This window comes from Streptomyces sp. UG1, from assembly GCF_049974585.1.
Lineage (GTDB): Bacteria > Actinomycetota > Actinomycetes > Streptomycetales > Streptomycetaceae > Streptomyces.
In genome coordinates this window covers 76,492-92,893 of record NZ_JBNGGG010000023.1, presented here as the reverse complement: position 1 = coordinate 92,893, position 16,402 = coordinate 76,492, and the positions used below count along the sequence as shown (strand labels likewise).

The window sequence follows — 16,402 nt, the reverse complement described above, 5'->3', positions numbered from 1 at the left end:
CATACGGGTACTTGGGGTTACCGCTTGGTGTACGTCAGCTTCTCCCCACTGCTCGTGTTCACGCGCTCCAGCCTGCCGTCGGGCAGCAGCGTGACCTCGGTGGCGGCGCCCGGCGAGCAGGCGGTGGCCGGCTCACCGACCGTCACGCGGGAGGGGCCCACCTCCAACGGGCCGTCCGCGCCCGGCGCCTCGCTGAGCACCGCCTCGAACTCACAGTGATAGGTACCGGTGCCGGCTGGGCCGTCGGCCACGAGCGAGAGCACCGTGTCACCCACCTCGCCCTGCCGGATGGTCAGCCGACGGGTGTTCTGGCCGGTGTCACCGCCGATCGAGGCGGTCCAGGTACCGAGGAACCGCGCCGGGATCACGCCGTCGGCGGATGCCGAGGTGCTCGGGGTGGGTGTGGGCGTGGGCGTGGGTGTGGTCGGGGTCGGGTCGGAGGTCGCGCCGGCCGTGGCGGTGACGGTCGGGGTGGGGCCCGGCCCACCGTCGGCTCCGTCATCGCCGCTCATGAGGGCGTACACCGAACCACCGGCGGCGAGCGCGACGACCAGCGCGACGAGGACGAGCGCCGCGGTGGAACGGGCGCTGCGGTGGGGCGGTTCGGGCTGGGGCGCGGGGAGGTACGGGAGGGGTGGGTCGTGGGGCGGGGATGGGTTGTAGGGCAGGGGTTGGTCGTAGGGCGGAGGTGGGTTGTAGGGCGGGGTGGGAGCGTACGGCCCTGTCGGGTCGTGCGGCGGGATGGAGCCGTACGGCTGGTCGGGAGCGTGCGGCGGAGTGGAGCCATACGGCTGGTCGGGAGCCTGCGGCGGAGTGGAGCCATACGGCTGGTCGGGAGCCTGCGGCGGAGTGGAGCCATACGGCGCAGTCGGGCTGTGCGGCGGAGTGGAGCCGTACGGCGGCGAGGTCGGGTCGGCCGGTGGGTAGCCGTACGCCGGCTGCTGCGGGTGCTGCTGCGGGGAGCCGTACGCCGGGTGGGCCGGGGTGCCACCAGGGGCGGCGGCATCTCCGAAGGCGCCGGCGGGTGGAGCGCCGGGGCTCGGCGGCGGGGTCGGGCCGCTCTGGGGCGCAGCGACGGTGGGGAGTTGGTCGGGCGGTGTCGCGGAGGCGGCCGGGGAGTGCTCGGGGGAGGCGGCGGGGGTGGGTTCGGCGGGGCGGGGCACGGCCGGGACGGGCGCGCCCGGGGCGAGGGCGGGGCTCGGCACAGCAGGCCCCTGCACATCGGAGCCCGGCGCACCCGAGCCCGGCGCACCCGAGCCCGCTTCACCGGACCCGACCGGTCCCACCTCCGGTCCCTCCGGTCCTCCGGGGCCCGCCGATCCTCCCGGCCCTCCCGGTCCCACCAGCCCTCCCGGTCCTCCCGGTCCTCCCGGTCCCGCCGATCCTCCCGGCCCTCCTTGTCCCCCTTGCCCCCCTGATCCCCCTCGTCCCCCTGGTCCCGTGAACCCCACCGGTCCCCCCAGATCCCCCGCCCCCACCGGATCCTCCGTATCCAGCAACCGCACCGCATGCCGCCCCAACTGCGCCACCAGCGCGCTCGGCAGCCACGGGTCCCGGGAGCGGCCGTCCGAGACGGTGTCCTCCGCGCCCGTGCGCTCCAGGATCCAGCCCAGCGTCGGTCGGGCGCCGGGGGGCTTGCGCAGGCAGGCGCGGACCAGTTCGGCGATGCCCTCGGGGACGCCCTCCAGGTCGGGCTCCTCCTGGGCTATCCGGAACATCAGGGCGTGTGCGCCGCTGTCGACGGAGCCGAAGGGGAGCTTGCCGGTCGCGGCGTACGCGAGGATCGAGCCCAGGCAGAAGACGTCGCACGCGGGCGTGATCCGGTCCCCGCGCACCTGCTCGGGCGCCATGAACCCCGGCGACCCGACGAGCGAACCGGTGCGGGTGAGCCCGCTCTCGCCGATCGTCTCCAGGGCTCGGGCGATACCGAAGTCGATGACGCGGGGGCCGTCGATGGTGATCAGGATGTTGGAGGGCTTCAGGTCGCGGTGCACGATGCCCGCGGCGTGGATGTCCTTGAGCGCGTACGCGAGGCCCGCCGCCAGCGTCCGTACCGAACGCTCGGGCAGCGCCCCGTGGTCGTGCCCCACGACCTGCTGGAGGCTCGGCCCGGCGACATACCCGGTGGCCACCCACGGCACCTCGGCCTCGGTGTCCGCGTCCAGCACCGGCGCGGTCCAGAACCCGCCGACCTGCCGCGCCGCCCGCACCTCCTGCCGGAACCGGGCGCGGAACTCCTCCTGCGCGGCCAGCTCCCGCCGTACGAGTTTCACGGCGACGGTACGCCCACGGTCCGACCGGGCGAGATAGACGTCCCCCATGCCGCCCGCGCCCAGCCGCGCCAGCAGCCGATACCCGCCGATCCCCGGCGGATCCCCCGGCCCCAGCTTCTGCATCGCACGCCCCCCAACCAGCCCCCGCCTACGCGTCGGCCCCACGATAGTGCGGCATATGAGGAGGTGAACGGGCCGGTGCCTACGGTTCCGTAACAGGAACGGCGATCTGGTCGAGGGTCTTCGACAACCGTTCCAGAACCCTTACGGCATCGGCGAGTTCCGCCTCCCCGACGGCCTCGGCCAGCAGGTCCGCGAAGGCCGCGTGGCCGGGGTCGATACGGGAGACGGCCGCCCGCCCCCGCTCCGTCGGCGCGAGGAGCTTCGCGCGGCGGTGGGCCGGGTTGGGCCGGTACTCGGCGAGCCCCTTGTCCACCAGCAGATCGGCGATGCGCTGCACGCTCTGCCGGGTGATGCCCATGGACCGGGCGATGCCGGAGACGGGGAGGGGGTCGGTGAGCACCGCGCCGAGGACCTGCCACCAGGCCGCCGTCAGCCCGGCCGGCCTGGCCAGCTCCTCGGCGACCGCGAGGAACTGGCCGTTGAGCCGGAAGACCCCGAGCGCGCTGCGGCTGAGCAGGTCCTGTCGTTCGCGGCTCACAGGACGCCGGCCTTCTCCAGTACGGCGTACGCCTCGGCGTCGGAGTCGTGGAACAGCCGGTACCAGGCGTCGACGGCCTCGTCGTCGTACACCTTCAGCAGCCGCAGGATCTCCCGGGCGAAGGCGACCGGCTCGGTGGGGCCGGCCGTGACGAGCCCACCGTCGGTGACGGCGTCCGCCTCGACATACCGCCCGCCGCCGGCGTACCCGGTCGCGGCCAGGTAGAAGGAGACCGCGCTGGTGTGGTCCCGGTCGTCGAGCAGACCCTCGCGCGCCATGCCTGCCGTCGCCCCGCAGATCGCGGCCACCGGCACCCCGGCGTCCAGGAAGGCGCGGGCGGTGCGGGCGAAGGGGGCGAGTTCGTCGCCCCCCGCCGCGGTAGCGGCTGATGTCTCAGTCCAGAGGTCGGCGCCCGGGAGGATCAGCAGGGCCACGTCGGAGGGCCGTACGTCGGCCAGGGCCAGGTCGGGCTGGATGCGCAGGCCGCCGACGGTCGTGACGGGTTCGCGGGTCGGGCCGACGGTGCGGATCTCGTAACCGGCGCGGGCGAGCTGCGCGGTGGCGTGGCCGGGCTCCCAGTCGGCGAGGGTGTCGTAGACGGCGAGGTACACGGGCTTGCTGCTGCTCATGACTCCTCCAAGGTGAACTCCCCAAGATGAGGATGACAATATGCTGTCATCTCGACAGCTTCCTGTCAATAGCACATCCTCCCGCCACCGCCGTCGTTGGGTAGGCATGAAGATCATCACTGCCACCGCGCTCACCGGCGCGGCTCTCCTCACGGCCGCCGCTCCCGCCTCCGCGGACGACGGCCCCCTCGACTTCGGCATCTTCCAGGGCATCAACGGCACCAAGGGCGACTCGGGCTTCACGGACTCGCGCGTGGGCTGGGGGCAGACGGGCGGCGAGTCGAGCAGCACCGTCCCGAAGTCGGCGCTGGGCATGCTGCTGACCGACCTGACAGCGCCAAGTCAGCGGTAAAACACGCGTCGACACGCGTCGACAACCTGTCGCGGAATCCCGCCGACCACAGACAAGTCGCCGATATCGCGCCGGCCGAACCGGCTCCTACGCTCGGCCGCATGACCCCTCAGCCAAATCCCGAGGTCGGCGCTGCCGTGAAGGCCGCGGACCGTGCGCATGTGTTTCACTCCTGGTCCGCGCAGGAACTCATCGACCCGCTCGCCGTCGCCGGTGGGCAGGGGTCGTACTTCTGGGGCTACGACGGCCGGCGCTTTCTCGACTTCACCAGCGGGCTCGTCTACACCAACATCGGCTACCAGCACCCGAAGGTCGTCGCCGCGATCCAGGAGCAGGCGGCGCGGATGACGACCTTCGCGCCGGCGTTCGCGGTCGAGGCGCGGTCGGAGGCGGCGCGGCTGATCGCCGAGCGGACGCCGGGTGACCTGGACAGGATTTTCTTCACCAACGGCGGCGCCGACGCCGTGGAGCACGCGGTGCGGATGGCCCGGCTGCACACGGGCCGCCCCAAGGTGCTCTCGGCGTACCGCTCGTACCACGGCGGCACCCAGCAGGCCGTGAACCTCACCGGCGACCCGCGCCGCTGGCCCTCCGACGGCGGGACGGCGGGCGTGGTGCACTTCTGGGCGCCGTTCCTGTACCGCTCCCGCTTCTACGCCGAGACCGAGGAGCAGGAGTGCGCCCGGGCGCTGGAGCACCTGGAGACGACGATCGCCTTCGAGGGGCCGTCGACGATCGCCGCGATCATCCTGGAGACGGTGCCCGGGACGGCGGGCATCATGATCCCGCCGCCCGGCTACCTCGCCGGTGTCCGTGAGCTCTGCGACAAGTACGGGATCGTCTTCGTCCTCGACGAGGTCATGGCGGGGTTCGGGCGGACCGGTGCGTGGTTCGCGGCGGACCTGTTCGGTGTGACGCCGGACCTGATGACCTTCGCGAAGGGCGTGAACTCGGGGTATGTGCCGCTGGGCGGCGTGGCCATCTCGGGTGCCGTCGCCGAGACCTTCGCGAAGCGGCCGTACCCGGGCGGTCTGACGTACTCGGGCCATCCGCTGGCCTGCGCTGCCGCCGTCGCGACGATCGAGGTCATGGCCGAGGAGGGCGTGGTCGAGAACGCCGCGCGACTGGGCGCCGACGTGGTCGGACCGGGACTGCGGGAGCTGGCCGAGCGCCATCCCTGCGTCGGCGAGGTGCGGGGCGTGGGCATGTTCTGGGCGCTCGAACTGGTCAGGAGCCGGGAGACCCGCGAACCGCTGGTCCCCTACAACGCGGCCGGCGAGGCGAACGCCCCCATGGCAGCGTTCGCCTCCGCCGCGAAGACCGCCGGCCTGTGGCCGTTCGTGAACATGAACCGCACCCACGTGGTACCGCCGTGCAATGTGACCGAGGCGGAACTGAAAGAGGGCCTGACAGCACTGGACGCGGCGCTGACAGTGGCCGACGAGTACACGCAGTAGCCGCGGGCAGGCGCAGCTCACCGAGTCGGACGGTCACCTGTGAACACCGACCCGCGCCACCCTCCAGCCCACCCGGCGTTCGACCACAAGCCCTCGCCATCCCCACCCCACCCCACCCGCTGGAGGCGCCACCCAACACCGACCCCCACCCCCCTCCGACCCACCCAGCGTTCGACCACAAGCCCTCGCCGCCCCCAGCCCTCACCCACCCGCTGGAGGCGCCCCCCCAACGCCAGCCCGCCCCACCCTCCAGCCCGCACCACCCCCCAGCCCGTCCGGCGTTTGAGGACGAGGCCCGTTCAGGGCCGATGCGGGGGTCTGGGGGCGCAGCCCCCAGGGGACGGGAATGGGTAGGGGCGGCGGGGGCGAGAAAAGTGCGTCGGCGCAGAAAGGTCGCCCAGCACCCGAACGCGTAAGGTGGCGTGCCCGTAGACATAGACGTGCTCGCCACCTCACCGCGACGACGGGAGACGCCCTGACCATGCCCGGCACCAGCGGCAACGGCTCCGTGACGCGAAGTACCCTGCGCCAGCAGATCGCGGACGCGCTGCGGGACGAGGTACTGGCCGGGCGGCTCCAGGCAGGCCGGGAGTTCACCGTCAAGGAGATCGCCGAGCAGTACGGCGTGTCCGCCACCCCGGTGCGCGAAGCGCTCGTCGATCTCTCCGCCCAGGGCCTCCTCGAGGCCGACCAGCACCGCGGCTTCCGCGTCCACGAGTACTCCGTAGAGGACTACCGCGGCATCGTCGAGGCCCGCGGCCTGGTCCTCGACGGCATCTTCCAGGTCCTGGCCACCGACCGGGCGCGCCATCGCGACCCCGACGACCCCACCGTCCACGCCGCCGTCGTCGGAGTGCGCCGCCGCGCCGAGGAGGCCCAGCGCGCCGCCGTCGCCGGCGACCTCACCGTGCTCATCGGCTACGACCTGCGCTTCTGGCGCGAGCTCGCCGCCCTCTTCGGCAACCCCTACCTCGCCGACTTTCTGCACCGGCTGCGCCTGCAGTCCTGGGTCTGCGCGGTCCAGCACCTGCGCCGCCTCCACGATCTGCGCGGCCACCTGTGGTCCCGGCACACCGAACTGGTCGACGCCCTGCTGCGCCGCGACCTGCCCTCGGCCCGTGCGATCATCGCCGCCCACGACGCGGACTCCCTCGCCCTGATCGAGCGGCTGGCAGCCGGATGAGCCCCGAGCGGGGCCTGCCGGGCCCGCCCGAGCTCTCCGCGGACATCACCGATCACGACGCCGCACACGACCCCGGACATAACCACGGACACGACCCCGATCACGACCCCGCCGACACCCACGCCACCGCCGACGCCCACGCCACCAACGCCGACCCCGCCACCGACGCCGACCCCGGCACCGACGCCGCCCCCGGCACCTGCGACCTGTCCGTCGTCATCCCCGCCTACAACGAACGGCACCGCCTCACCCCCACCCTCGACTCCCTCACCGACCACCTCAGCGCCGAAGCCGCCCGCTGGCCCTCCTGGGAGATCATCGTCGCCGACGACGGCTCCACCGACGCCACCGGCGACCTCGTCACCGCCCGCCAGGACCCCCGTATCCACCTGGTCACCGGCACCCGCAACCGCGGCAAGGGCCACGCCCTGCGCCTGGGCGTCGCCGCCTCCCGGGGCCGCCGCGTCCTGGTCACCGACGCCGATCTCGCGACCCCGATCGAGGAGTTGGACCGGCTCGACAAGGCGCTCGGCGAGGGCAACTCCGCGACGATCGGCTCCCGTGCGATCCCCGGCGCCACGATCGGCAACCGCCAGCACCGGCTGCGCGAACTCCTGGGCCGCGCCGGGAACGTACTGATACGCCGTACAGCCCTCCCCGGCATCCACGACACCCAGTGCGGCTTCAAGCTCTACGACGGCGACCACGCCCGCGAGGCCTACGCCGCCTCCCGCGTCAACGGCTGGGCCATCGACGTGGAGGTCTTACGACACCTGCGCCGCGCGGGGCTCACCATCGCCGAGGTCCCCGTCCGCTGGTCCCACCGGCCCGGCTCGAAGGTCGGCCCGCTCGACTACGCCCGAGTGCTCACCGAGATATCCCGGATGGCACTGCGCTCCGTCCGCCCCGCCGACCTCTACGCCACCCTCCTCTTCCTCCTCATGTCGGTGGCGCTCTATTCCGGCCGCGTCTTCGACCCGGCCCACCGCTACCTCCCCGATTCCCTCCGCGACCAGAACCAGTGGGAGTGGTTCTTCGCGGTCACGGCCGACAACGTCGCCCACTTCCGCAACCCCCTCTTCACCGACCTCCAGGGCTTCCCCGACGGCGTGAACCTCATGGCCAACACGGTCATGCTGGGCCTGTCCGTCCCCCTCACCCCCCCTCACCCTCGCCGCCGGCCCCGCGGTCACCCTCAGCCTGGTCATGACGCTGGGCCTCGCCGCGACCGCGGCCGCCTGGTACCGGCTGATGGTCAAGTACGTCGTACGCGGCCGGATCCCGGCCTTCCTCGGCGCCTCGCTCGCCGCCTTCGCCCCGCCGATGGTCAGCCACGCCCACGCGCACCCGAACTTCGTCGTCCTGTTCATGATCCCGCTGATCATCGACCGCGCCCTGCGCCTCACCACGGGCACCCGGACCACCAGGGACGGCGTGGTCCTCGGACTCATGGCGGCGTACCAGGTCTTCCTCGGCGAGGAACCGTTGCTGCTGGCGGCCCTGGGCATGCTGCTGTTCGCCGCCGCCTACGCCGCCGTACGCCCGGACGTGGCACGCGCGTCCTGGCGCCCCCTCCTACGAGGCCTCCTCATCGCCGCCTCCGTCTGCCTCCCCCTCGTCGTGTATCCGCTCGTCTGGCAGTTCGCCGGCCCGCAGAGCTACACCGACATCGAGCACAACCCCCGCTCCTTCAACAGCCCCCTCGCCCTGCTCTCCTTCGCCGAGCGCTCCTGGCTCGCGGGCGACGCCGAGACGGCGGACGCGCTGGCCTTCAACGCCACCGAGCAGAACGCCTTCTACGGCTGGCCGCTGGTCCTGCTCGCCTTCGCGATCCTCGTACGGCTGTGGAGGCAGGCCCTGATCAGGGCGCTGGCGTTCACGGCGGTGGCGGCGGCCTTGCTGTCCCTGGGACGGGAGTTCCGCCTCCCGCTCACCCGCATCACCCTCCCCGGCCCCTGGGAACTCCTCGCCGACAAGCCGCTGTTCGAGGCGGTCATCGAGAGCCGGGTCGCGATGATCTGCGCCCCGGCGCTCGGCATGCTGCTCGCCGTCGCCCTGGACCGGCTGCTCGCGGCCCGCCGCCCGACCACCCGCTACGTCGGCCTGCTCGCCGTCGGTCTCGCGCTCCTCCCCGTCATCCCCGCCCCGCTGCGGGCGGCCGACCGCGTCCCCGTCCCCGCCTTCATCGCGGACGGCACCTGGAAGTCGTACGTCCGCGACGGCGAGGCACTCGTGCCGGTGCCGTTGCCCGACCCCTCCGACGCGGAGGCGCTGCACTGGCAGACCGAGGCCGGTCTCGGCTTCAAGCTGGCGGGCGGCTACTTCAACGGCCCCTACGGCGACGAACGCGTCGGCATCTACGGCGCCGAGCCCCGCTTCACCTCCAACCTGCTGCGCGACGTACGCAACTCGGGCGACGTACCGCCGGTCAACGACTCCTGGCGGGAGCAGGCACGGCTGGATCTGGCGTACTGGAGGGCAGGCGTGCTGGTGCTGGCTCCGCAGCCGAACGACGATGCCCTGCGGGAGACGGTGGAGAAGCTGGTGGACCAACCCGGTAGGTGGACGGACGGAGTGTGGGTATGGGACTGGGACCGGGGCCTGGGACCTGCACGGGAGGAGCTGCCCCCGCGCACACCGACTACCCTGCCTTGACCAATGTGCTGAACGTGCTACGCGAGGAGCCCTCTTTTGGCCTGTGACCTGTGGCTGGTACCGCTTGTCGATGTGTTGTGCCACACCCCCGACAACCCTTTCGCCGAGGAACTCGCGCAATACAACAAGGTGCTCGCCGAGGCCGGGCTGCCTCCGGTGCCGGTGTACCAGTACATGCCGGGCCTGTCCGGCGACGTCGCCCCGGTGGCCGGCTTCGACTACGACGCGCTGCACTTCCTGCGCCGCGCCTATCTGCTCCAGGTCTGCGGCCTCGCGGTGACGCCGGTCGACGAACTGGGCGGCGACTACGAACAGCTCCTGGAGATGTTCGAGTCGACGGCCCAGCAGTCGCACCTGGTCTGGCACTACGACCACGCGGGCGCCTATGTCCCGGTCGACTTCGCCGGCCCGCTGTCCAACGACGAGCTCCTCGCGGGCGGCGGCCCGTTGGGCTCCTCGCAGGCACTGCTGCGCGAGCTGGAGTTCGTGGCCCCGGTGATCGGCATCGACCCGGCCAACCCGCCGGCGGCGCCGCAGCCCCCGCTCACCCCCACGTCCCTGGAGGAACCGGCCGTGCCCGCCCCGTACGACCCCAGCCCGTTCGCCCGTGAACGGCACGTCTGGCTGGGGCTGCACGCGGCGGCGACACGGAGTCTGGCGCAGGGGTCGATGATCGTCTTCAGCTGATCTGGGCCAGGCCCTTCTGCAGGTCGTCGACGTTCATGAGCGGGAAGACCTCGACCGTGGCGCCGAGCTCGTTGAAGAACACCTCGCTGTCCGGGACCAGCTCGGTGCTGTCCTTCATGTCGAAGACCAGGAAGGCGGTCCGCCGTCCTCCCTCTGGCCCGAAGTAGGCCGCCTCCGGCTTGAGCCGCTCCATGCCCCTCTTCATCAACTCCGGCATCCTGCCACTGCGGATGACTTCGGAGGCCTTCTCGGTGTCGAGGGTCGCCTTGAGCATGACGCGCATCGGGTCCGCCTTTCTCTGGGTACGTGCGGGGTCGTGCAGCCCCAGGCTATGGGCGGGATGTACGGTTTGCCCGTTCAATACTCCACTGGGGGTCGGGACCCGGGGGGGGGGAGGGCACCGGCCGGGCACCCTCCCAGCCTCGTCAGTTCTGCTCGACGATGCGGATGGTGCGGATGCCGGTACCCGATAGCGCGTCGGCGTCCTGGTCAGGACCGGGCTTTTCGGTTTCACCCGTTCGTGGATCGGGTTCGTACGGCCCGTCGAACACCTCGTAGGCGACGGGGCGTTGGCCCACCTCCCGGGAGGGCCAGCAGGCACGTCAGTACGCTCACCGCGCGCCAGGAGATGCTCCGGTCGCGGAGCAGGGCGAGCGGCCCCTGGGTGTTGGCGCACCGCGGGGGCATTTCGTTTGTTGGCGTGGCTCTAAGGGGGGCCGTCGGGCGGTAGCGCCAGCTCAAGGGCCAGGTCAGGCCGTTGAGCGCGGGTACCGCGCGATGCGACGTACCCCATCTCGCCTGGGGTCCGCCCGAGACACCGGCTGCGCCCTGCGTGTGGATCGGTAATCGGCCCATTTGGATCGGCTTCGACAGCCGTGAGCAGGCGGGACCAGGGTCGCCGGTGGCCCAAAGGGGCCACTCGCTCAGCCAAGTCCGCCTGCCGCCTGGCACGTTCCCCTGCCGTTCAGAACGCGGTCGCTGCGCGAGCAAGGGCCCCTTCGGATCCGGCACCCCCGCACGGGTCCAGCCGGCGAGGTTGCCACCAGGCGCCCGCACCTGCCATCGACTCGCCGCTCTCGCGCACGGCCCACACCACTGGCGTCATCTATGTTGAATCGGCCGCCGAGGACGACGGCCGGGTGCGTTGCTCGGCGGCGTCGAACGCGGGCGCGAGCGGGTTCAGCGCCGCGCGGAGCTGGTCGGGCAGTGAGCCGGAGGGCACAACCAGTCCTACGGCGGCGAGCCTCTCGGTGACCTCTGCGTTCCCGGCCGGCCGGAGCCAGGCTTCCAGCGCAATGCGCACTGCCGCGGCCACACTTGCCGCGAGGACGCGGGCTGTGTGCGCTCCGGCGTCGTCCAGGCGCTCGGCGATCACCGCCGTGAGAGGGGGCTCGATGCCGGCGGCGGTGTCGAGGAACGCGTCGCCCAGCGCGGTCTGGGTGGCGATCAGCAGCAACGCCTTGTGTTCGCGCTCGCCCGTGTTCGCGTACTGCTCGACCACCGCTTCGGTGACGGCGTCAGCCAGCCGCACCCCTGCGGGCCGGGCCGCGACCGCCGCCGCGATGCGCACCTCCCGGTCCGCGGTGACGGCGGAGACGATCGCCTGCTCACGGCTGGCGAAGTAGTTGTTGTAGGTACGCGGCGAAACCCCGGCCGCTTCGGCGATGTCCTCGACCCGTACCTGGTCCGGTCCGCGCTCTAGGGCCAGGCGCAGGGCCGCCTCGCGCAGCGCCTCGCGCGTGGCCCGCTTCTTCCGTTCCCGCAGCCCCGGTGGTGGTGGTGTCGTCACGGTGTCAGCGTTCCACACAGGACTGCGCGCACGCAAAGTTACGCGGCCGAAAACTTGCGTCTCGGCAAACTTGCGTGCACGCACTTTTCCTGCCAGCCTCGACCCGACTGAAACCGACAGCGAGGACGGCATCATGCGAGCAAGGGGAATGACCTACGGCACCGGATTCGTCGTGCACGGCCAGATGTCCCGCGAGCACTTCGACCCCGCGGTGATCCGGCGCGAGCTCGCCATCATCCGCGACGACCTGCACTGCAACGCGGTCCAGGTCATCGGCGGCGACCCGGACCGGCTGGAGCTGGCCGCCGGTGCCGCCGCCGAACTCGGCCTGGAGGTCTGGTTCTCGCCCTATCCGCTGGAGCTGGATCCGGAGCAGATCCTCAAGCTCTTCCGCGACTGCGCCGAGCGAGCGGAACGACTCCGGCAGCGGGGGGCCACAGTCGTGTTCGTCGCAGGGGTCGAGCTGAGCGTGATGAACCGCGGGTTCCTGTCCGGAGAGAGCCCCGAGGCGCGGGTCGAGCAGCTGATGAGCCAACCCGAGCGGCGGGCCGAGGCGATGCGCGAGCTCGGCGTGCGCATCAACGCATTCCTCCGCGAGGCCGCGGCCACGGTCCGCGAGCGCTTCCAGGGCAGGCTCACCTACGCATCCATCCAGTTCGAGCAGGTCGACTGGACTCCCTTCGACATCGTGACGTTCGAACTGATCCGCTCCGCCGAGGTCGCCGACCGGTTCCGGGACGCGGTGCGCGCCCTGGCCCGAGGCCCGAAGCCGCTCGCCATCACCGGGTTCGGCACCGCGGCCTACCGTGGCGCGGGAGACCGCGGTGGGCGGGTGCTGGAAGTGGTCGAGTACGCCCCAGAGACCAAGGCGCCCGTACGGCTGAACGGCATATACGAGCGTGACGAGGCCGGCCAGGCCGCATATCTGAGCGAACTGCTGGAGATCTTCGAGACCGAGGGCGTGGACAGCGCGTTCGTGTTCTTGTTCGCCTTGCCCGGCTACCCGCACCGCCCGGACGGCGACCCCAGGGACGACTTGGACCGGGCCGGCCTTGGCATCGTCAAACTCCTCGAAGGGCGCCGAGGGCAGACCTACCCCGACATGGAATGGGAACCCAAGGCCGCCTTCACGGCAGTGGCGCAGCGGTATCGGAGGTGACAGGGCCCACGCACGGTGACCACGGTTCCTGGACGACAGCGCCGTGGACCGTCCCGCTGGAGATCTCGTTGCGCACGTCTCCCGCGCCGGTGCGCGTGCCGGCCTCGGCGCCGGCCCGCCGCCGCCAGATGTCCAGCGCCCTGGCGAAGTCCGGATCCTGATCGGCGCGCCCGTTCAGCGGCTCGGCCAGTTGCCGGGCGCGCTCCTCAAGCAGTCCAGCCGTGATCGGCTCCACCGACATTCCCCTGGGCCAGACCGACGGTCATGCCGAGTGCCCGGACATATGGGAGCTGGACCATGGAAGCTGGAGTGCCGACAGCACTTCGAGGAACAGGGCAGCCCCAGTGGGGACGCGGTGCGCCGAGGGGAGTGGGAGAGGTCGCTGCGGGTGGTCGAGAAGCCGGTCTCGCCGTACGTGCAGTGGGAGCTCGCCGTCCGGGACGGAGCCCATCGGCTCACCCTGGGAACGCTGCCCGAGCACACTCCCCATCACGGTCGGGACCGGTGACCGAGGCCGTTACAGCCCTCCTCGGTCACCGGTCCCTCGCGCACCGCGCCCTACAGGAACGAGTTGACCTCGATCGTCTCGTCCCGCCCGGGACCGACGCCGATCGCGGAGATCGGCGCGCCGGACATCTCCTCCAGCGCCTTGACGTAGTTCTGGGCGTTCTTGGGGAGGTCGGCGAAGGTCTTGGCCTTCGTGATGTCCTCCGACCAGCCCGGCAGCGTCTCGTAGACCGGCTTCGCGTGGTGGAAGTCGGACTGCGAGTACGGCAGCTCCTCGACGCGCTTGCCGTCGATCTCGTACGCCACGCAGACCGGGATCTCCTCCCAGCCGGTCAGCACGTCGAGCTTCGTCAGGAAGAAGTCCGTCAGGCCGTTGACCCTCGTCGCGTAGCGGGCGATGACCGCGTCGAACCAGCCGCAGCGGCGGTCACGGCCGGTGGTGACGCCCCGCTCGCCGCCGATGCGGCGCAGCGCCTCGCCGTCCTCGTCGAAGAGCTCGGTGGGGAACGGGCCGGCGCCCACGCGCGTCGTGTACGCCTTGAGGATGCCGATGACGCGGCTGATCTTCGTCGGGCCGACGCCCGCGCCGGTGCAGGCGCCGCCCGCGGTGGGGTTGCTCGACGTCACGAACGGATACGTGCCGTGGTCGATGTCGAGGAGGGTGCCCTGGCCGCCCTCGAAGAGGACCACCTTGTCGTCCTCGAGCGCCTGGTTGAGGACCAGGACGGTGTCGGCGACGTACGGCTCGATCTTGGCCGCGTAGCCGAGCAGTTCCTCGACGACCTGGTCGACGGCGATCGCGCGCCGGTTGTAGAGCTTGGTGAGAACCTGGTTCTTGACGTCGAGGGCGGCTTCGACCTTCTGGGTGAGGATCGACTCGTCGTACAGGTCCTGCACGCGGATTCCGACGCGGTTGATCTTGTCGGCGTAGGTCGGACCGATACCGCGGCCGGTGGTACCGATCTTCCGCTTGCCGAGGAAGCGCTCCGTCACCTTGTCCACCGTCACGTTGTACGGCGTGATGATGTGCGCGTTTCCGCTGATGAGGAGCTTGGACGTGTCGACGCCGCGCTCGTTCAGACCGCTCAGCTCGGAGAGCAGGACCGACGGGTCGACGACGACGCCGTTGCCGATGACCGGAGTGCACCCCGGCGAGAGGATGCCGGAGGGGAGAAGGTGGAGGGCGTACTTCTGGTCGCCGACGACGACCGTGTGGCCGGCGTTGTTGCCGCCCTGATAGCGGACCACGTAGTCGACGGATCCGCCGAGCAGGTCGGTGGCCTTGCCTTTACCCTCGTCACCCCACTGAGCACCGAGCAGCACAAGTGCGGGCACGCGCGTACACCCCTTCCGGGCGGGGCATGTCCAAGGTCAGGGGTGCACGCGTAAGGTGTGTCGCCGCGTGCCCCACCACCGGCTGCGACCGTCATTGGCCGCGAACCGTCGGACCGGATGGCCCCGGAATAGACGAAGCCCCTGGCGCAATAGCGCAAGGGGCTCTTGCACAAAGATGCTACCCGAGGAAGCGAGGCATGGCCGAGGTGGCGACTTTCGCGATGTCCGATCAGCTGCTGGTGGTGATCGATCCGATCGCCCGAAGGACGGACGGCGAGTCCGTGAGGATCGCGAAAGACGTGCTCAGCGCGGGTGCGGCGACGAAAGTGTGCCTTCCGGAGGGCCCGGACGAATTCGCCCGGGCGCTGGCGCGACGCGGCGCTCGCCGGCCGGTGGTGATCGGCGACGACGGGGCGCTGACCCGTGCGGTGGCACTGCTGCACCGGCAGCGGCAGCTTGCCGAGTGTGTGCTGTCGGTGGTGCCGGTCGGGGGCGCGCTGTCGCTGGCCGGATCCCTCGGGGTGCCGACGGGCGCGGTCGCGGCGGCGCGGGCGGTGCTGGACGGGGTGGAGCGGCGGCTCGATCTGCTCGTGGACGACAGCGACGGGGTGGTGCTGGGCGCGCTGCGCATTCCGCCGATACGGGACCCCGCCGCGCCGGCGGGGGCGAGCTCGGTGGGGCCGGGCGCGGGGCGGCCGTGGCTGCGTACGTGCCAGTCCCTCGTACGGACCCTGGTGCCGGCCCGGAGCACGCCCGTGGCCGCGGCGCCGGGACCGTCCCGGCTGCGGGTCGAGGTCGACGGGGCGACGCTGGTGGACCTCGGCCATCCGGTGGAGACGGTGTCGGTGACGCCGGGCTCCTCGGGAGTGGCCGCGGTGGAGGTACGCCCGGCCTCGGTGGGCGCGGAGGCGTCACCGCTACGGGCCGAGGGACGGACGGTAACCGTGTCGGGAGCCCATTTCCGGTACCGGGCGGACACGGCGGTGTCCGGGCCGGTGCGCCGACGGACGTGGACGGTGGGGGAAGGGGCGCTGCGGTTGGTGGTGCCGGGGCGGGGCGGCGCTGCGGGTGGTGGTGCCGGGGTGGGGTGAGCGGTCGAGCGCCGTGGCGCGGTGAGCGGTCGAGCGCCGGGTGCGGTGAGCCCCCGGCCCTACGGGCCGAAGGTCTGCTCCCGGTGTTCCCGCCACCGTTCCAACAGCTTGCCGAACTCGCCCTCCAGGAACTCGAAGAAGGCCAGCGTCTCGGCGATGCGCCGGCCGCCGGGGGTCTCGGCGCCCAGGCTGTCGACGCCCTCGCGCAGGGTTGCCTCCCAGCGCCTGAGTATGGCGTCGCGGTTGGTCATCGCCTCGTACCACTGGTCGCTGTGCACCCGGTAACGCTCGCGCCGCGAGCCCGGTTCGCGCTCGCGGGAGACCATGTGGACCTGGGCGAGATAGCGCACCGCGCCGGAGATCGCGGCCGGGCTGACCTGGAGCTGTTCGCCGAGCTCGGCGGAGGTCATGGCGCCGGCGTCGGACGCGAGCAGCGCGGCGAACACGCGCGCGGCCATACGCTGCATCCCGGCCTCGACCAGCTGCGCCGCGAACGCCTCCACGAACTTCGACACCGCTTCGGGATCCCGGCCCGCCTCACTCGGTTGCGTCATCCGTAGATCATCTCCCTTGCGTTCGCCCAGCTCGCGCGGCACCCCCGAGCCTATCCGCGATTTTGACGCT

The 16,402-nt window shown here is 71.7% G+C and carries 16 protein-coding genes and 1 pseudogene; 8 read left to right on the top strand and 9 right to left on the bottom strand.

Annotated features, from left to right (window positions below; translation table 11 throughout):
- Nucleotides 1–17 precede the first annotated feature (17 nt).
- The 3 genes from ACP4J3_RS25280 to ACP4J3_RS25270 form a co-directional block, all read right to left on the bottom strand.
- A complete protein-coding gene (locus ACP4J3_RS25280; RefSeq protein WP_426538166.1) occupies nucleotides 18–2,396 on the bottom strand; it encodes a protein kinase domain-containing protein in 2,379 nt (792 codons plus the stop codon).
- A gap of 79 nt (nucleotides 2,397–2,475) precedes the next feature.
- Entirely contained in the window at nucleotides 2,476–2,934 is a 459-nt protein-coding gene (locus ACP4J3_RS25275) for a MarR family winged helix-turn-helix transcriptional regulator (protein WP_426538164.1), read from the bottom strand.
- Entirely contained in the window at nucleotides 2,931–3,563 is a 633-nt protein-coding gene (locus tag ACP4J3_RS25270) for a type 1 glutamine amidotransferase family protein (protein ID WP_426538162.1), read from the bottom strand. The genes ACP4J3_RS25275 and ACP4J3_RS25270 overlap by 4 nt, the downstream gene beginning before the upstream one ends.
- A gap of 106 nt (nucleotides 3,564–3,669) precedes the next feature.
- Between ACP4J3_RS25270 and ACP4J3_RS25265 the strand changes: the two genes are divergently transcribed.
- The 5 genes and pseudogenes from ACP4J3_RS25265 (at nucleotide 3,670) to ACP4J3_RS25245 (ending at nucleotide 9,897) form a co-directional block, all read left to right on the top strand.
- Nucleotides 3,670–3,915 (top strand): hypothetical protein, encoded by a 246-nt coding sequence (locus ACP4J3_RS25265; RefSeq protein ID WP_426538160.1) that lies wholly within the window; start codon nucleotides 3,670–3,672, stop codon nucleotides 3,913–3,915.
- Between the two features lie 101 nt (nucleotides 3,916–4,016).
- Nucleotides 4,017–5,372 (top strand): aspartate aminotransferase family protein, encoded by a 1,356-nt coding sequence (locus ACP4J3_RS25260; RefSeq protein ID WP_426538158.1) that lies wholly within the window; start codon nucleotides 4,017–4,019, stop codon nucleotides 5,370–5,372.
- Between the two features lie 481 nt (nucleotides 5,373–5,853).
- Complete coding sequence (locus ACP4J3_RS25255; protein WP_426538156.1) at nucleotides 5,854–6,555, top strand: GntR family transcriptional regulator; 702 nt, start codon at nucleotides 5,854–5,856, stop codon at nucleotides 6,553–6,555.
- Between the two features lie 206 nt (nucleotides 6,556–6,761).
- Nucleotides 6,762–9,210: pseudogene (locus ACP4J3_RS25250) on the top strand (dolichyl-phosphate beta-glucosyltransferase).
- A gap of 36 nt (nucleotides 9,211–9,246) precedes the next feature.
- Nucleotides 9,247–9,897, top strand: coding sequence for a hypothetical protein (locus ACP4J3_RS25245; RefSeq protein ID WP_426538154.1), 651 nt, complete (start codon nucleotides 9,247–9,249; stop codon nucleotides 9,895–9,897).
- On the opposite strand, the gene ACP4J3_RS25240 is transcribed toward ACP4J3_RS25245, so the two are convergent.
- From ACP4J3_RS25240 to ACP4J3_RS25230, 3 genes are all read right to left on the bottom strand, one after another.
- Nucleotides 9,890–10,180: a hypothetical protein gene (locus tag ACP4J3_RS25240; RefSeq protein WP_194043100.1), complete on the bottom strand. Its 291-nt coding sequence runs from the start codon at nucleotides 10,178–10,180 to the stop codon at nucleotides 9,890–9,892. The genes ACP4J3_RS25245 and ACP4J3_RS25240 overlap by 8 nt on opposite strands.
- Before the next feature lie 142 nt (nucleotides 10,181–10,322).
- On the bottom strand, nucleotides 10,323–10,475 hold the full coding sequence (locus tag ACP4J3_RS25235; RefSeq protein ID WP_426538152.1) for a hypothetical protein: 153 nt from the start codon (nucleotides 10,473–10,475) through the stop codon (nucleotides 10,323–10,325).
- A 527-nt stretch (nucleotides 10,476–11,002) separates the two neighbouring features.
- A complete protein-coding gene (locus ACP4J3_RS25230) occupies nucleotides 11,003–11,686 on the bottom strand; it encodes a TetR/AcrR family transcriptional regulator (protein ID WP_426538150.1) in 684 nt (227 codons plus the stop codon).
- 148 nt (nucleotides 11,687–11,834) lie between these two features.
- Here ACP4J3_RS25230 and ACP4J3_RS25225 point away from each other — a divergent pair, with 148 nt between their 5' ends.
- Nucleotides 11,835–12,845, top strand: a complete 1,011-nt coding sequence (locus ACP4J3_RS25225; protein ID WP_426538300.1) for a hypothetical protein — start codon at nucleotides 11,835–11,837, stop codon at nucleotides 12,843–12,845.
- On the opposite strand, the gene ACP4J3_RS25220 is transcribed toward ACP4J3_RS25225, so the two are convergent.
- Entirely contained in the window at nucleotides 12,814–13,080 is a 267-nt protein-coding gene (locus tag ACP4J3_RS25220) for a hypothetical protein (protein WP_426538148.1), read from the bottom strand. The genes ACP4J3_RS25225 and ACP4J3_RS25220 overlap by 32 nt on opposite strands.
- 48 nt (nucleotides 13,081–13,128) lie before the next feature.
- Between ACP4J3_RS25220 and ACP4J3_RS25215 the strand changes: the two genes are divergently transcribed.
- The gene (locus tag ACP4J3_RS25215; RefSeq protein ID WP_426538146.1) at nucleotides 13,129–13,353 is read left to right on the top strand and encodes a hypothetical protein; all 225 of its coding nucleotides are present in this window, start codon (nucleotides 13,129–13,131) and stop codon (nucleotides 13,351–13,353) included.
- Nucleotides 13,354–13,403: 50 nt separating this feature from the next.
- On the opposite strand, the gene ACP4J3_RS25210 is transcribed toward ACP4J3_RS25215, so the two are convergent.
- Nucleotides 13,404–14,687 (bottom strand): adenylosuccinate synthase, encoded by a 1,284-nt coding sequence (locus tag ACP4J3_RS25210; protein WP_426538144.1) that lies wholly within the window; start codon nucleotides 14,685–14,687, stop codon nucleotides 13,404–13,406.
- A 197-nt stretch (nucleotides 14,688–14,884) separates the two neighbouring features.
- Between ACP4J3_RS25210 and ACP4J3_RS25205 the strand changes: the two genes are divergently transcribed.
- Nucleotides 14,885–15,778: a diacylglycerol kinase family protein gene (locus tag ACP4J3_RS25205; RefSeq protein WP_426538143.1), complete on the top strand. Its 894-nt coding sequence runs from the start codon at nucleotides 14,885–14,887 to the stop codon at nucleotides 15,776–15,778.
- Between the two features lie 59 nt (nucleotides 15,779–15,837).
- Here the strand turns inward: ACP4J3_RS25205 and ACP4J3_RS25200 are convergent, their stop codons facing one another.
- The gene (locus ACP4J3_RS25200; RefSeq protein ID WP_426538141.1) at nucleotides 15,838–16,332 is read right to left on the bottom strand and encodes a GbsR/MarR family transcriptional regulator; all 495 of its coding nucleotides are present in this window, start codon (nucleotides 16,330–16,332) and stop codon (nucleotides 15,838–15,840) included.
- Nucleotides 16,333–16,402 lie beyond the last annotated feature (70 nt).

Bases quoted from the DNA above. Each gene is read 5' to 3' on its own strand.
- ACP4J3_RS25280 (WP_426538166.1), bottom strand. From the start codon at position 2,396: ATGCAGAAGCTGGGGCCGGGGGATCCGCCGGGGATCGGCGGGTATCGG.
- ACP4J3_RS25270 (WP_426538162.1), bottom strand. From the start codon at position 3,563: ATGAGCAGCAGCAAGCCCGTGTACCTCGCCGTCTACGACACCCTCGCC.
- ACP4J3_RS25265 (WP_426538160.1), top strand. From the start codon at position 3,670: ATGAAGATCATCACTGCCACCGCGCTCACCGGCGCGGCTCTCCTCACG.
- ACP4J3_RS25260 (WP_426538158.1), top strand. From the start codon at position 4,017: ATGACCCCTCAGCCAAATCCCGAGGTCGGCGCTGCCGTGAAGGCCGCG.
- ACP4J3_RS25255 (WP_426538156.1), top strand. From the start codon at position 5,854: ATGCCCGGCACCAGCGGCAACGGCTCCGTGACGCGAAGTACCCTGCGC.
- ACP4J3_RS25240 (WP_194043100.1), bottom strand. From the start codon at position 10,180: ATGCGCGTCATGCTCAAGGCGACCCTCGACACCGAGAAGGCCTCCGAA.
- ACP4J3_RS25225 (WP_426538300.1), top strand. From the start codon at position 11,835: ATGACCTACGGCACCGGATTCGTCGTGCACGGCCAGATGTCCCGCGAG.
- ACP4J3_RS25215 (WP_426538146.1), top strand. From the start codon at position 13,129: ATGGGAGCTGGACCATGGAAGCTGGAGTGCCGACAGCACTTCGAGGAA.
- ACP4J3_RS25205 (WP_426538143.1), top strand. From the start codon at position 14,885: ATGGCCGAGGTGGCGACTTTCGCGATGTCCGATCAGCTGCTGGTGGTG.
- ACP4J3_RS25200 (WP_426538141.1), bottom strand. From the start codon at position 16,332: ATGACGCAACCGAGTGAGGCGGGCCGGGATCCCGAAGCGGTGTCGAAG.